Source organism: Duganella paludis (assembly GCF_054461335.1).
The window spans coordinates 4,923,341-4,937,289 of the sequence record NZ_CM136922.1 but is presented as its reverse complement, the minus strand read 5'-3'; the positions used below and the strand labels follow the sequence as shown (position 1 = coordinate 4,937,289).

Annotated in this window: 11 protein-coding genes; 1 reads left to right on the top strand and 10 read right to left on the bottom strand. The window is 66.5% G+C overall.

The genetic code is table 11. The features are described 5' to 3' along the window. Position 1 precedes the first annotated feature (1 nt). The 3 genes from ACXZ1M_RS21770 to ACXZ1M_RS21760 form a co-directional block, all read right to left on the bottom strand. Positions 2–700: a winged helix-turn-helix domain-containing protein gene (locus tag ACXZ1M_RS21770; RefSeq protein ID WP_459049713.1), complete on the bottom strand. Its 699-nt coding sequence runs from the start codon at positions 698–700 to the stop codon at positions 2–4. Between the two features lie 104 nt (positions 701–804). Beyond that, positions 805–1,458 carry an NF038129 family PEP-CTERM protein gene (locus ACXZ1M_RS21765; protein ID WP_459049712.1) on the bottom strand — a complete coding sequence of 218 codons (654 nt, stop codon included), beginning with the start codon at positions 1,456–1,458 and terminating at the stop codon, positions 805–807. 19 nt (positions 1,459–1,477) lie between these two features. Continuing rightward, positions 1,478–4,513, bottom strand: coding sequence for an ExeM/NucH family extracellular endonuclease (locus tag ACXZ1M_RS21760; RefSeq protein WP_459049711.1), 3,036 nt, complete (start codon positions 4,511–4,513; stop codon positions 1,478–1,480). Between the two features lie 259 nt (positions 4,514–4,772). On the opposite strand from ACXZ1M_RS21760, the gene ACXZ1M_RS21755 reads away from it, so the two are divergent. Next, entirely contained in the window at positions 4,773–5,333 is a 561-nt protein-coding gene (locus tag ACXZ1M_RS21755) for a PEP-CTERM sorting domain-containing protein (RefSeq protein ID WP_459049710.1), read from the top strand. Here the strand turns inward: ACXZ1M_RS21755 and ACXZ1M_RS21750 are convergent. From ACXZ1M_RS21750 to ACXZ1M_RS21720, 7 genes are all read right to left on the bottom strand, one after another. After that, positions 5,246–6,280 (bottom strand): TIGR03790 family protein, encoded by a 1,035-nt coding sequence (locus ACXZ1M_RS21750; protein ID WP_459049709.1) that lies wholly within the window; start codon positions 6,278–6,280, stop codon positions 5,246–5,248. The two genes, ACXZ1M_RS21755 and ACXZ1M_RS21750, sit on opposite strands and share 88 nt — an antisense overlap. After that, a complete protein-coding gene (locus ACXZ1M_RS21745) occupies positions 6,280–7,695 on the bottom strand; it encodes a mannose-1-phosphate guanylyltransferase/mannose-6-phosphate isomerase (protein ID WP_459049708.1) in 1,416 nt (471 codons plus the stop codon). Before ACXZ1M_RS21745 ends, ACXZ1M_RS21750 begins: the two co-directional genes overlap by 1 nt. After that, positions 7,692–8,855, bottom strand: coding sequence for a sugar phosphate nucleotidyltransferase (locus ACXZ1M_RS21740; RefSeq protein ID WP_459049707.1), 1,164 nt, complete (start codon positions 8,853–8,855; stop codon positions 7,692–7,694). The genes ACXZ1M_RS21745 and ACXZ1M_RS21740 overlap by 4 nt, the downstream gene beginning before the upstream one ends. A gap of 3 nt (positions 8,856–8,858) precedes the next feature. Then, positions 8,859–9,968, bottom strand: coding sequence for a glycosyltransferase family 4 protein (locus tag ACXZ1M_RS21735; RefSeq protein ID WP_459049706.1), 1,110 nt, complete (start codon positions 9,966–9,968; stop codon positions 8,859–8,861). A gap of 20 nt (positions 9,969–9,988) precedes the next feature. Continuing rightward, positions 9,989–11,311 (bottom strand): UDP-glucose dehydrogenase family protein, encoded by a 1,323-nt coding sequence (locus tag ACXZ1M_RS21730; protein ID WP_459049705.1) that lies wholly within the window; start codon positions 11,309–11,311, stop codon positions 9,989–9,991. A 67-nt stretch (positions 11,312–11,378) separates the two neighbouring features. Beyond that, positions 11,379–12,509 (bottom strand): glycosyltransferase family 4 protein, encoded by a 1,131-nt coding sequence (locus ACXZ1M_RS21725; protein WP_459049704.1) that lies wholly within the window; start codon positions 12,507–12,509, stop codon positions 11,379–11,381. A gap of 26 nt (positions 12,510–12,535) precedes the next feature. Continuing rightward, positions 12,536–13,858, bottom strand: a complete 1,323-nt coding sequence (locus ACXZ1M_RS21720) for a UDP-glucose dehydrogenase family protein (RefSeq protein WP_459049703.1) — start codon at positions 13,856–13,858, stop codon at positions 12,536–12,538. Positions 13,859–13,949: the final 91 nt, after the last annotated feature.

Here is a 13,949-nt window from a genome sequence, read left to right as displayed (position 1 = left end):
CTCACGCCTGCGCCGCGACAAAGCGGTAGCCGCTGCCGCGCACGGTTTCGATGCGGCGCTGGTAGCCGCTCGGCTGCAGCGCGCTGCGCAGGCGGCCGACGTGGGTGTCGACCGTGCGTTCATCGAGGTAGACGGCGCTGCCCCAGACCTGGTCGAGCAGCTGGGCGCGGGTGTGCACGCGCTCCGGGTGGCTCATCAGGAAATTCAGCAGCTTGAATTCGACCCGGCCCAGCGCCAGTTCGCGCGCGCCGGCCGTGACCCGCAAGGTGCAGGGATCAAGCCGCAGGCCGGCCAGTTGCACCGGCGCGTCGGCCGCGCCGGGCTGCGACCAGCGGCGCAGCAGGCAATGCACGCGCGCCACCATCTCGCGCGGGCTGAACGGTTTGGTCATGTAGTCGTCGGCGCCGGCTTCCAGCGCCATGATCTTGTCCGGCTCGCCGCAGCGGGCGGTCACCATCATGATCGGCAGGCTGCGCGTACGCGCCTGGGCGCGCAGGCGGCGCACCAGGGACAGGCCCGACTGGCCCGGCAGGTTCCAGTCCAGCAGCACCATGTCGGGCAGGCCGTCCTCCAGCATCAGCATGGCGCTTTCGGCATCGGCGGCGCGGCTGATGCGGTGGCCCGCCATGCCCAGGTTAAGGGCAATCAGTTCCTGGATGGCGGGCGTGCTTTCGACGACGAGGATATGGGCGGCTGGCATAGTGTTCCCCTGTAAAGGAATCACTATGCATTAAGCAATGGTGCATTACTAATATGATTTCCATCGCAAATTCAGCGATATAAATACCAGCCGTTTTAAATGTTTTACGACACTTGCTTACGACGACGAACCAGACCCAGCAGCGCCAGGCCGGCCGCCATCATGGCCCAGGTTTCCGCTTCCGGCACCGGCGCCGCCACCGCCGGGATGCTTGGCGCTTCCAGCAACGGCGCCGCTGTCACGGCGCCCTGGTTGGCCACCAGGCTGGCGGTCCAGTTCAGCTGCAGCAGCGAGCCGGAGATGTCGGTCGTGCCCAGGTAGGTGTCGGCGTCGGCATTCATCAGGCCGACCGCGAAGGTCGACTGGTTGCCGCCCTGGCCTGGATCGGCGTCGCCGCTGAAGGTGACGTTGAAGCCGACCGTGCCACCGAAATTCACCGCATGGAACAGGTCGTTCCAGCCGCTGGCATCGGTGTTGGCGATGGTGTAGCCGCTCGCCAGCGAGCCGCTGACGGCGCCGTTGATCTGGGCGCTGGCGGCGTCGCCGAAGCCGATGAAGTCGGTCAGGGTGACGGCCGCCACCGGCGTGTTGCTGTTGCCCGGATTGAACTGCAGGTCGATCCAACCGGTGCTGCCGTAGGTCGACACGAAACTCGCGGTGTTCAATTCGATATGGTAGGTGGCGGCGGAGGCCATGCCGGCCAGGGCGCTCAGGGCCAGCGCCAGCGCGCCGCGGCGCAGGGTCATCAGAGTGTTCATCTTGTTCATTCCTTACTGATTAAAAAGTGCCGCTGAAAATTTGGGTGGTGTAGTTGATGGCTGCGGTGCCGGTCCTGGTGAAGCTGACCGCGACGGTGGCCGTGGCGCCGGCCGCCAGGTTGGCGTTCAGCGTCAGGTACGGAGCACCGTTGCGCACGCCATTGGCGCCGGCCAGGGTCACGCCGGCCGGCAGGCCGTCCAGCACCACCTGCAAGGGGCCGTTGATGGCCTGGCCGCTGGTGTTGGTGAGGGTGAGGGTGCCGTTCCACTTATTGGTCGCGCGGTTCAGGACCAGGCCCGAACCGACCGTCTTGACGCCGGCGCTGACGTCGGTGTACGGCGCCACCAGGTTCAGGCTGACCACCACCGGATCGTGGTCCGAGGCGCGGTACGGTGCGCTGGTGTACTTGTCCTGCGGCTTGCCGTCGGTGTTGTAGTCCAGTACGGTCGGTTCGTCGGCGTTGTTGTGCCACTCGGCCGCGCCCACCACCTGCGGATTCAGCGCGGCACTGGCCTGGGCATGGTCCAGGTAGCCGGCCTCGCCGTTGAAGACGAAGGAGTACGGCATCTCGCCGGCGGCGCGCACGAAACGCTCCAGCTGGTTGACGTAGCCGGCGGCGTTGATGGCCGCGATCGGATCTTCCTGGCCGTAGGCGTTGAAGTCGCCCACCAGCAGCACCTTGGCGTCGCCCGCCGCCGCCACCACTTGCGGCACGAAGGTATTGATCAGGCGACGCGCCTGCGCCACGCGGGTACCGTTCCAGCACCCCTGGCCGTCGCCGGTGTCGGTGTCGGCGATGCCGTTGACCGGCAACGCGGTGGTCGAGCAGCTCCCCTTGGATTTCAGGTGGTTGACCACCAGCGAGAACTTGGCGCCGTTGGCGGCGCGGAAGGTCTGCGCCATCGGCGGACGGTTGTTGACGCTGTCGGCGTCGGACATCGAGCTGCCCACCAGGGTCAGCACGGACGGCTTGTAGATCATCGCCACGCGGATGGCGTCGGTGCCGGTGGCGGCCGGCTTCGGCACCACGGCGTAGGTCTGGAAGCCGGTGCCCGGCGAGATCGCTTCGTTCAGCGCGGTGACCAGGGTCGAGACCGCGTATTCACCGTTGTTCTGGATTTCCATCAGGCCGTAGACATCGGCGTCGATGGCTTTCAGCTCGCCGACGATCTTGGCGCTCTGGCGGTTGAACTCGTTCAGATTGTCGGCGCCACGGCAGTTCGACTTGTTCGAGACACCGCCCAGCAGGCAGCCCTGCCCGGTCTGGCCGGCGACATCGCTGCCGTTGGTGAAGGTGGTGAAGTAGTTCAGCACGTTGGCGCTGGCCACTTTCACATTGCCCGGCGCCAGTGCCGGCGGCGCGGCGCGCGGGTGGTCCTGCGAGAACACCGGTGCCGCGGTCGGCTGCAGCTTGAAGCCGGCGCCGCCGCCACCCTTGGCGCCGAAGTCGACCACGCCGGTCAGGCCGGAGACGGAGTCGCCGGCGCGCAGCGCGCCGTCTTCGGTCAGGTAAGGAATGGTGGCGGGCGCGACAAAGATGCCGTCGTCCAGGATGATCTGGTTGCGCAGGTTGGCGGCGGCTTGCGCAATCGCTTCCGGCGTGCCGGGACGGTAGCGGTTCGAGGCCAGCTCCAGGCGGCCCGAGGACAGCGTGATCTCGCCGCGCGAGCCGAGGAATTCCAGCTGCGACACGGTCAGGGCGTCGGCGAAGCGCACCAGCATGCCTTCCACCTGGCCCAGGTTGGCGTGCGGCAGCGCGATATTGGTCGGCGTGATGGCGACGCCGCCGGCCAGCTTGGTGATGGCGGTCACCGTGGTCAGCTCGGTGTACGAGCGGGTGGCGGCGGCCGGCGTGTATTCGGCCACGGTGGCGGTGATGCGCACCTTGTCGCCCACCTGCACCGTGCCGATGTTGGCGGCGGTGGTGAAGACGAAGATGCCGTCCGAGGTCAGCGGATTGCCGTCGCCCTGCTCATCCTGGATGAAGAAGCCGGAGCCGACCTTGGAGGTCACCACGCCCTCGGTGGTCTGGATGGTGTTGACCAGCGTGCTGGCGTCGCCCTCGCCCTGGATTTGCGGAATCGTGTGGGTGACGGTGGCCGGCGCGGCAATGCTGATGCTGATCTTGCAGCTGGCTTCCTGCGACTGGTCGTTGCCGAACTTGATGGTGACCGGATAGGCGCCGGCCTGCACGCTGGCCGCGATGCTCAGGCTGGCCGTGGCGACGCCGCCGGTGCCGGACGCGGCCAGGAAGTTGACCAGGCTGATGCCCGGCACGGCAGTCGACGTGATCACGGCGCTGTTGACGATGCCGTCGCCGTCGGTGGCGCTGAGGTCGGCAGTGCCGTTCACGCCGTAGGCCAGGGCCAGGTTTTCCGGGCAGGTGGCGACGATCGGCGGCGCCTGCACGCCGCAGCTGTTGAGCGCGCTGGAGCGGTTGCGCGGGGTCGGCGTGGTGATGCCGAAGTCGGCGCTGTTGTTGTCGGTGTCGACGCAGCCGCCGTTGTTGCGCAGCGCGCCGTTGGTGTTGCTCAGCACGGCCGTGGCCGTGCCCTCGGCGAAGTTGGCGCCGCCGAAGCCGACCAAGTCGATCACCGCGCCGCCGGTCGGCGAGGTGCCGGCCAGCGCTGCGGTGCTGTTCGACAACGCCACCTTGCCAGCGGTGGCGCTCATCGCGATGCTGCCCGACGCATCCGACGTCGGCAAGGCGTCGGTGCCGCCGCTGCCGGCCGCTTCCTGCACCAGATAGTACTGGCCAGGCTGCAGGGACACGTTGCCCAGGTTGGTCACCTGCCAGGTGTTGCCGCTGGCGCTGGCGTATTGCACGCTCCAGCCGCTCAGGTCGACGGCGGTGGCGCCGCGATTGAACAGCTCGATGAAATCGTTCTTGTATTTGGAGCCGCCGTTGCCGCCGCCGCCGTACACCTGGCTGATGACGACCGAGGAAGCGGCAAAGGCCGGCGCCACCAGGGCGCCCAGCAGCGCGGCGGCGATCACGGTACGACGGTGCGGCAAATCGAGCCCCAAGGTCGGGACGGAAAGACATGGTTTCATAAAGCTCCTGGAATATCGTATAGGTGTTCGTTGGCGAACGGGTGTAGTCACTGCGCACATACTAAGCGTCACCGGTGACGACATAATGACAACACTTTAGTCCGTTTGAACTAAAGCGAGCGTCCACCGCACCACGCGGCGGAGCGATGCCACATTTTTGTGCTATACTTATTTCCAATACGTAACAATAATTGTAATTTTGAAACCGATCGGTGCTACCGGCGGAGACGCCGGCAGCCATTTGCCGAAGGATGAGGCCATGAACCGTATCGCCAGAGTGATCACCATCTTGTTGCCCCTGGTCCTGGGGCTGGGCATCGACGCCCGCGCGCAAGGGGCACCGGAGGCCGTCGAGGTCGCACCGGCAGCCTGCCTGACTCAGAGAGAGGTCGAGTCGGAGGTCGGCAGTCCGTTCCGACACGATCCGTGCCGCCTGGACGACGCCGACCGCGTCATCAGCTACGCGGAGGGCTTGGAAAACCGGTCGCCGGCGCACGTCCAGCGCGCCAGCGACTGGATCGTGCCGCGCACCGGGGTAACCGAACAGGATGTTGGACTGCGCCGTACCGACGCGCCGACGCAGCCAATCACAGCAGCGATTCCAGCGGTACCGGAGCCGGCTACCTACGTGACCATGCTCGCCGGGCTGGTCGTTGTCCTGCTGGCGTCCAGAAAAAAAGGCAGCCGAAGCTGCCTTTATAACCCGCCAACGCGCGGAGCGTCGTTCAGCGTTCAGCGCCGCATCGACGCCGCATACGGCGCCGCCAGCGGCTCGCCGACAAACACGCCCTGCATCGGCCACGCCACGCTGCGCCAATAGGCCTCGATCGCCGTCGCGCCGCCCAGGTAATGCCGCAGCAGGACGGCCGGCTGCGGGAACTTTTGCCAGTAGTTGCACGGCTCGCTGACCGTGCCGTAGGTCGCGGTGGCGCCAGCCTCCAGCCAGCGCAGGCTGCTCATCTGCCCCGTCCCGTACAGATCACCGCCGTAGGAAGTCAAATGGTCGGCCAGCGCGCCGGGCAAAAACCGCAAGGTATCGAGTTTGTCGACCTTGGCCGCGCCGGTCTGGTACACCAGGATCGCCTCTTCCCCGCTGATGAAATCGGCCGAGACCCGCTTGATGTTCACTTTGCGCCCTTTCACCTCGCCGGCAGGCGGGAAATAAGGTGCGCGGCTGTTGCGCGCGCGGTCGCCGGTGGTGACATAAAATGCGTTGGCGCCGGGCACGGCGACGGCCTGCACACCGCGATCGATCAGGGCTTTGGACTGCGCCACAGAGTCGGTCGGCAGCAGCATCGACAGGCGCATCGCCATGCCGCTATAAGGCCGCGCGGTGGTCGCGTTAAAGTAGGGGCTAGGCCTGGTCTGCGGGCATGCGGGGCGGCAAACGCTGGCGTCAAAACCCATGGTGTAAGCGGCCGTGATCGAATTGCATTCGACCGCGTACGGCGCCGTCCACACCATCAACACCGCTTGCACGCCGCCCCCCAGGCGCGCATCGATCTGCGCCTTGAGCTTGGCGAAGCTGTCGGCGTCGAGCTTGCGCGGCTTGTCCGGAATCTGGACATGCACCACATTCTCCGGCGGGATGCCGCGCTGCTGGCGGTAATATTCGCCAATTTCGACACTATTGGGCTCGGCATCATTGATGACCAGGCCCAACTGCGCGGGCAGCAGGTGCCCGCCCTGCAGAAACTGCGCCCGCGCCGCCGGCGCCAGCAGCGCCAGCGCCAGCAGGAGGGCCGTCCCGGATGACGTCGACCGCATCAAGCGCGCTGGTAGACGTCCTCGAAGCGGACGATGTCGTCTTCGCCGAGATAGCTGCCGGACTGCACTTCGATCAGGTGCAGCGGCAACCTGCCCGGATTCTCCAGACGGTGGTTGACGCCGATCGGGATGTAGGTCGATTCGTTTTCGGTGAGCAGCGTGACCTGGTCGCCGCAGGTGACGCGGGCGGTGCCGCTGACCACGATCCAGTGTTCGGCGCGGTGGTGGTGCATCTGCAGCGACAGCTTGCCGCCCGGGTTGACGGTGATGCGCTTGACCTGGAAACGCTCGCCCAGGTCGATGCCTTCGTAGCATCCCCATGGGCGGTACACCCGGGTGTGCTGCAAGTGCTCGGTGCGCTGCTGTTGCTTGAGGTGGTCGACCACCTGCTTGACCCGTTGCACCTGGTCGCGGTGCGCCACCAGCACCGCGTCGTTGGTTTCCACCACGACCAGATCCTTCACGCCGATCAGGGCCACGATGCGGCTTTCGGCGCGCACCAGCGAACCGCTCACGCCGTCGAGATAGACGTCGCCGCGCACCGCGTTGCCGCTGGCGTCGTGCGCTTGCACCTCGTGCAGCGCGGACCATGATCCGACGTCGCTCCAGCCGATGGCGGCCGGAATGACCACCGCGTCACGCGTGCGCTCCATGACCGCGTAGTCGATCGAATCGGACGGCGACGCGATAAACGCCTCGTCGTTCAAGCGGCAGAAATCGAGGTCCTTGTAATCGCCGCGCACGGCGGCCTCGCAGGCGCTGGCCATGGCCGGCTGGAACTCGGCCAGTTCCTCCAGGTAGCGGCTGCTGCGGAACAGGAACATACCGCTGTTCCAATAGTAATTGCCGGCGGCGACAAAACCCTCGGCGGTGGCCAGGTCAGGCTTCTCGACGAAGCGGTCGACTACAAAGCCGCCAGCGGCGCCGGCCGCGTTGCCGCTCTGGATGTAGCCGTAGCCGGTTTCCGGGCCGGTCGGCACGATGCCGAAGGTCGCCAGCTTGCCCTGCTCGGCCAGCACGGCAGCCTGCTCGATGGCGCGGTAAAAACCGTCGACGTCCTGGATCACGTGGTCTGCCGGCAGCACCAGCATCAGCGCTTCCGGATCGACACTCTGCAAATAATGGGCGGCCACCGCCACCGCCGGCGCGGTGTTGCGGCCGACCGGCTCGAGCAGGATGGCCAGCGGCGTGATGCCGCTGGCGCGCAGCTGTTCAGCCACCAGGAAGCGGTGGTCGTTGCCGCACACCACCAGCGGCGCCATCACGTCGGGGCGCCCGGCCAGGCGCAGCACGGTTTCCTGCAACATCGTCTGCTCCGACACCAGCGGCAGCAGCTGCTTGGGCAGCGCCGCGCGCGACAGCGGCCAGAGGCGTGTGCCGGCACCGCCGGACAGGATAACGGGATAAATCTTCATTCTGCTTTTCTTCCTTTAAAATCTTCGGCCACATCGCCCTCCGTGCGGCGCTTGTTGCGGCGGTCGCGGGCATTGTTCCATTCGTCGGGATTGTACTCCGAAACATGGCGCATCTCGCCGGCGCGGTTGACACTGTAATCCTTGAAAACAATCTTTTCCTCCAAGGTTACATCATGTAACACCCGGGTGTACTCGAACAGGATGCTGCGCACAATGGTGGCGCCGCTGCAGATATGGCTGCCGTGGCCGATCCAGGTGGGGCCGATGATGGTGCTGCCGGCCTCGATCTTGCAGCCCGAGCCGATGTAGACCGGCCCCTCGATGGTGGTGCCTTCCCAGTCGATGGAGGTGTTCAGGCCGCTCCAGATGCCGTCGGCCAGCTGGATGCCCGGCACGTCCATGTGCGCGACCTCGCCCATCATCACACTTTGCGACACTTCCCAGTAATCCTTGACGCTGCCGATGTCGATCCAGCTGAAGGCGCGGGTCTGGGCGTAGAACGGCAAGCCCTTTTCCACCAGCAGCGGGAACAATTCGGAGCCGATGTCGAACGGCACGCCGCTCGGGATCAGGTCCAGCACTTCCGGCTCGAAGATGTAGATGCCGGTGCTGACATTGTTCGAGCGCGCCTCGCTCTGTTTGGGTTTTTCCTGGAAGGCGGTGACGCGGCCGGTGTTGTCCGACACCACCACGCCATAGCTCTCGACTTTGTCCCACGGCACTTCGCGGGTGATCACGCTGGCCAGCGCGCCCTTGCGGCGGTGCTCGAACAGCGCCGAGGTCAGGTCCAGGTTGATCACGGCGTCGCCGCACAACACGATCGTGGTGTCGTCGAAGAAGCCGCCGAACTCCTGGATTTTCTTCATGCCGCCGGCCGAGCCGATCGGCTGCGGCACGATTTCGCCGTCGCTCTTGGTATAGCCTTCGAAGGAATAGCCGATCTGCACGCCGTACTGGTGGCCTTCGCCGAAATAGTCCTCGATCTTTTCGTGCAGATAGCTCACATTGCACATGATATCGCGCACGCCATACTTGGCCAGGTGTTCAATCAGGTAAGCCATGACCGGCTTGCCCAGGATAGGAATCATGGGCTTCGGCAGATCGTAGGTCAATGGCCTGACCCTGGTGCCCTTACCCGCTGCCAATATCATTGCTTTCATCGTTTATCCCTTTTCAATGTAGACCTTCGCTGCCGCCGACGGCGCCAGCATGGATTGATAGAGCGCCGCAACTTCCTGATTCATGCGCGCGGCGCTAAACAGTGTTTCAAAACGAACTCTACCGGCCGCCCCCATGGCGGCGGCGCCGTCCGCCGTGCAGCGCCGCAGCGCCGCCACCAGCTCCGGCACGGAGTCGGGCGCAATCAGGTAGCCGTTGCCGCCGTCCTCCACCAATTCCTGCAAGCCGCCGACCCGGCTCGCGATCACCGCCTTGCCGGCGCGCAGCGCTTCCAGCGCGGCCAGCCCGAAGCCCTCCCAGCGCGACGGAATCACAAACACGTCGCAGCTCTGCAGATGCGCCTGCACCGCCTGGCGCGACAGCCAGCCGGTCTGGCGCACGTTGTCGGCTTGCCGCGTCAGTTCGAAATCGCCCAGGGCGGCGTCGCCGATGGCGATGGCCGCGTACTCCGGCCCCAGCTCCCGCATGGCGCCGAAAAACACGTCGACCCCCTTCTGGTAGTCGAAGCGCCCGGCGAACAAGATGCGCAGCCGGCTGGCCGGCCACGCCACCTCGCCGGCAACCGGCCCCTGCTCGCCGATGCCGTTGCGTATGGTCAGCAGCTTGGCGGCCGGCAGGCCGCGCGCCAGGGCGCTGCGCCTGTCATGCTCGGAAATGCAGACGATGCTTTCGCAGCGCAGCGCCAGCAAGCGCTCGGCCCACGCCACCAGCGCCAGCTTCCAGCCGGCGGCGCGGCGGTCGAAGGCCCAGCCGTGCGCGCAATACACCAGCGGCGGGCGCCCGCCCGGCCACCACATGGTACGCAGCGCGGCACCGGCGAAGGTGCTGTGCGCGTGGACCAGGTCAAACGCGCGGCGCCGCAGCAGTTGCCGCAGCGCCCGCTGCATGGCGCGGATGTTGTGGAGCCGCCCGCCGTTGGCGAACGTCACCACCTCCACCCCGCCGAGGGCGCTCAGGTGTGCGGCCTCGCTGGCAGGCACCAGCACGCACAGGTTTTGCTCGCCGTAGCGGCGGGCCTGATCGGCGATCAGCTCGTCGAGGTACGAGGCGATGCCGCCCTTGAGTACCTCGGCAACGTGTAGGACGGTCGTCATCGGATTGGCGGCCCGATGGCTTAACGGCGGCCGATGGCGAAGTATTCGAAGCCGTGCTCGCGCAGCTGCGACGGCTGGTACAGATTGCGGCCGTCGAAGATCACCGGCTCGCGCAGGCCGGCCTTGACCTGCTCGAAATTGGGCACGCGGAATTCCTTCCACTCGGTGACGATCACCAGCGCGTCGGCGCCGCTCAGCGCCGCCATCGGCGAATGCTCGTAGCGCAGGCGCGCGTCGTCGCCGAAGATGCGGCGTGACTCGTCCATCGCCACCGGATCGTAGGCCGTCACCGTGGCGCCCATCTGCCACAAACCTTCGATCACCACCCGGCTCGAGGCCGCGCGCATGTCGTCGGTGTTGGGCTTGAACGCCAGCCCCCACAGCGCGAAGTGCTTGCCGCGCAGGTCGCTGCCGTAGCGTGCCCGGATCTTGTGCAACAGCAGATGCTTCTGCGCGTCGTTGGCCGCCTCCACCGCGTTGAGCACGCGCACCGGCGAGTCGTTTTCCTCGGCCGTGCGGATCAGCGCCTGCACGTCCTTCGGGAAGCACGAGCCGCCGTAGCCGCAGCCCGGATACAGGAAGTGGAAGCCGATGCGCGGGTCCGAACCGATGCCCACGCGCACCTGCTCGATGTCGGCGCCGAGCTTGTCGGCCAGGTTGGCCAGCTCGTTCATGAACGAGATGCGGGTCGCCAGCATGGCGTTGGCGGCGTACTTGGTCAGCTCGGCCGAACGCACGTCCATCACGATCACGCGGTCATGGTTGCGGATGAACGGCGCATACAGCTCGCGCATCAGCGCCACGGCGCGCTCGTCGTTGGCGCCCACCACCACCCGGTCCGGGCGCAGGAAGTCCTCGACCGCCGCGCCCTCTTTGAGGAACTCGGGATTGGACACCACCGAATACGGCAGCGTCAGGCCGCGCGCCGCCAGCTCCTCGGCGATCGCCGCCTGCACGCGGTCGGCGGTGCCGACCGGCACGGTCGACTTGTCGATCACCACCTTGTAGTCCGTCATGTGGCGGCCGATATTGCGCGCCGCCGCCAGCACGTACTGCAAGTCGGCCGAGCCGTCCTCGTCCGGCGGAGTGCCGACCGCGATGAATTGCAGCTGGCCGAACGCCACGCTGTCCTCGATGCTGGTGGTGAAGCGCAGGCGCCCGGCGGCGACATTGCGGCGCACCATCTCCAGCAGCCCCGGCTCGTGGATCGGAATCTCGCCGTCATGCAGAATCTGGATTTTGCGGGCATCCAGGTCCAGGCACAGCACCTCGTTGCCCATTTCCGCCAGGCAGGTGCCCGTCACCAACCCCACATACCCCGTACCGATGACTGTAATCTTCATTTTTTCTCTGGTTAAATAGTTAAATATTTAAGTCTGCCCCGGACGAGCGGGGCGCCACACTACTTGCTCAATGCTGCGCGACAGCTGGCAGCGGCGCGAACGCCACCGCCGGCGCGGCGATCCCACAGGCGGCCAGCACTTCGCGCGCCGCCCGGTCCCACGAAAAGCGCTGCGCGCGCTGATAGCCGCGCTCGCGCATCTGCTCCCGCAGCGCACCGTCGCCGGCCAAGCGCAGCATGGCGTCCTTGAGCGCCACCGCATCATGCGGATCGAAATACAGGCCGGCGTCGCCGCACACCTCGGGTATCGAGGCCGCCGTCGACACCAGCACCGGGCAACCGCAGTTCATCGCTTCCAGCGGCGGCAGGCCATAGCCCTCGTACAGCGACGGGAACACGAAACCGAGCGCGCCGCCGTAGAGGGTGCGCAGGTCGACGTCGCTGACGTAGCCGAGCCAACGCACATTGGCGGTCTCGACATTGCCGGCGTTGCCGAACACGCGCGGGTTGGCGCCGCCGGCGATGGCGATGTCAAACGGCGGATGGTCCAGCAGCGCCAGGGCCTCGACGATCAGGCGGAAATTCTTGTTGGCGGCCATGCTGCTGACGGCCAGCAGGTAAGGCCTCTGGTGCAGGCCGAAGCGCTCCAGCGCGCCCGGGTCAGGCTGCACCCGCAAGATATGCTCGCCGCCTTCCGGCACCACCACCGTCTTGCCGGTGGGGAAAGCGTACACGGCCTCGAGCTCGCGGCGGGAAAACTCCGACACCGTGAGCAGGTGGCGGGCTCGGCGGCCAAGGGTCGGCATCAACACCCGGTACCACCAGCGGAAGCCGCGGCTATAGGCTTGCGGCATGCGCTCGGTGCCGGCGTCGTGGATCACCACGGCGTGTTCGCGGCGCAGCGCCGGGCCGGTGTTGCACAGGCTCAGCAGCAAGGCGCCGGACGGCACTGCGCGCGGCAACTCGAGCTGCTCCCACGCCGCGCCCTGGCGCTTGCCGACCTGGCGCACCGCGATGTGGCGGTATTGCTCCACCGGCTGCTCGGACTGCGGCACCAGCATCGTGACCGTCAGCCCGGCGACCTGGGGGTCGCCGGCGGCCAGCATGCGGTCGATGGCCGACGCCACCTCGCGCGCGAAGCGATCGACCCCGGTCATGCGGCGGGTCAGGAAGCGTCCGTTGATATACAGCTCTGCCACTATGGCTCCTTATCGATGGCCGGCGCTCAGCGGCGGCCGATGGCGAAGTATTCGAAGCCGTGCTCGCGCAGCTGCGACGGCTGGTACAGATTGCGGCCGTCGAAGATCACCGGCTCGCGCAGGCCGGCCTTGACCTGCTCGAAATTGGGCACGCGGAATTCCTTCCACTCGGTGACGATCACCAGCGCGTCGGCGCCGCTCAGCGCCGCCATCGGCGAATGCTCGTAGCGCAGGCGCGCGTCGTCGCCGAAGATGCGGCGCGACTCGTCCATCGCCACCGGATCGTAGGCCGTCACCGTGGCGCCCATCTGCCACAAACCTTCGATCACCACCCGGCTCGAGGCCGCGCGCATGTCGTCGGTGTTGGGCTTGAACGCCAGCCCCCACAGCGCGAAGTGCTTGCCGCGCAGGTCGCTGCCGTAGCGTGCCCGGATCTTGTGCAACAGCAGATGCTTCTGCGCGTCGTTGGCCGCCTCCACCGCGTTGAGCACGCGCACCGGCGAGTCGTTTTCCTCGGCCGTGCGGATCAGCGCCTGCACGTCCTTCGGGAAGCACGAGCCGCCGTAGCCGCAGCCCGGATACAGGAAGTGGAAGCCGATGCGCGGGTCCGAACCGATGCCCACGCGCACCTGCTCGATGTCGGCGCCGAGCTTGTCGGCCAGGTTGGCCAGCTCGTTCATGAACGAGATGCGGGTCGCCAGCATGGCGTTGGCGGCGTACTTGGTCAGCTCGGCCGAACGCACGTCCATCACGATCACGCGGTCATGGTTGCGGATGAACGGCGCATACAGCTCGCGCATCAGCGCCACGGCGCGCTCGTCGTTGGCGCCCACCACCACCCGGTCCGGGCGCAGGAAGTCCTCGACCGCCGCGCCCTCTTTGAGGAACTCGGGATTGGACACCACCGAATACGGCAGCGTCAGGCCGCGCGCCGCCAGCTCCTCGGCGATCGCCGCCTGCACGCGGTCGGCGGTGCCGACCGGCACGGTCGACTTGTCGATCACCACCTTGTAGTCCGTCATGTGGCCGCCGATATTGCGCGCCGCCGCCAGCACGTACTGCAAGTCGGCCGAGCCGTCCTCGTCCGGCGGAGTGCCGACCGCGATGAATTGCAGCTGGCCGAACGCCACGCTGTCCTCGATGCTGGTGGTGAAGCGCAGGCGCCCGGCGGCGACATTGCGGCGCACCATCTCCAGCAGCCCCGGCTCGTGGATCGGAATCTCGCCGTCATGCAGAATCTGGATTTTGCGGGCATCCAGGTCCAGGCACAGCACCTCGTTGCCCATTTCCGCCAGGCAGGTGCCCGTCACCAACCCCACATACCCCGTACCGATGACTGTAATCTTCATTTTTTTCTCTGTGAACAGTGGATTGACTTTTCCTGAGCCGCGCCACCAATGCGCCGCCCGTTTGTTTTTCACTCTGTCTCCACGGCCACTG

What these genes read in the sequence shown, in the direction of transcription:
- ACXZ1M_RS21745 (WP_459049708.1), bottom strand. Translation starts at nt 7,695, where the DNA reads ATGAAGATTTATCCCGTTATCCTGTCCGGCGGTGCCGGCACACGCCTC.
- ACXZ1M_RS21765 (WP_459049712.1), bottom strand. Translation starts at nt 1,458, where the DNA reads ATGAACACTCTGATGACCCTGCGCCGCGGCGCGCTGGCGCTGGCCCTG.
- ACXZ1M_RS21750 (WP_459049709.1), bottom strand. Translation starts at nt 6,280, where the DNA reads ATGCGGTCGACGTCATCCGGGACGGCCCTCCTGCTGGCGCTGGCGCTG.
- ACXZ1M_RS21735 (WP_459049706.1), bottom strand. Translation starts at nt 9,968, where the DNA reads ATGACGACCGTCCTACACGTTGCCGAGGTACTCAAGGGCGGCATCGCC.
- ACXZ1M_RS21720 (WP_459049703.1), bottom strand. Translation starts at nt 13,858, where the DNA reads ATGAAGATTACAGTCATCGGTACGGGGTATGTGGGGTTGGTGACGGGC.
- ACXZ1M_RS21770 (WP_459049713.1), bottom strand. Translation starts at nt 700, where the DNA reads ATGCCAGCCGCCCATATCCTCGTCGTCGAAAGCACGCCCGCCATCCAG.
- ACXZ1M_RS21740 (WP_459049707.1), bottom strand. Translation starts at nt 8,855, where the DNA reads ATGAAAGCAATGATATTGGCAGCGGGTAAGGGCACCAGGGTCAGGCCA.
- ACXZ1M_RS21760 (WP_459049711.1), bottom strand. Translation starts at nt 4,513, where the DNA reads ATGAAACCATGTCTTTCCGTCCCGACCTTGGGGCTCGATTTGCCGCAC.
- ACXZ1M_RS21730 (WP_459049705.1), bottom strand. Translation starts at nt 11,311, where the DNA reads ATGAAGATTACAGTCATCGGTACGGGGTATGTGGGGTTGGTGACGGGC.
- ACXZ1M_RS21755 (WP_459049710.1), top strand. Translation starts at nt 4,773, where the DNA reads ATGAACCGTATCGCCAGAGTGATCACCATCTTGTTGCCCCTGGTCCTG.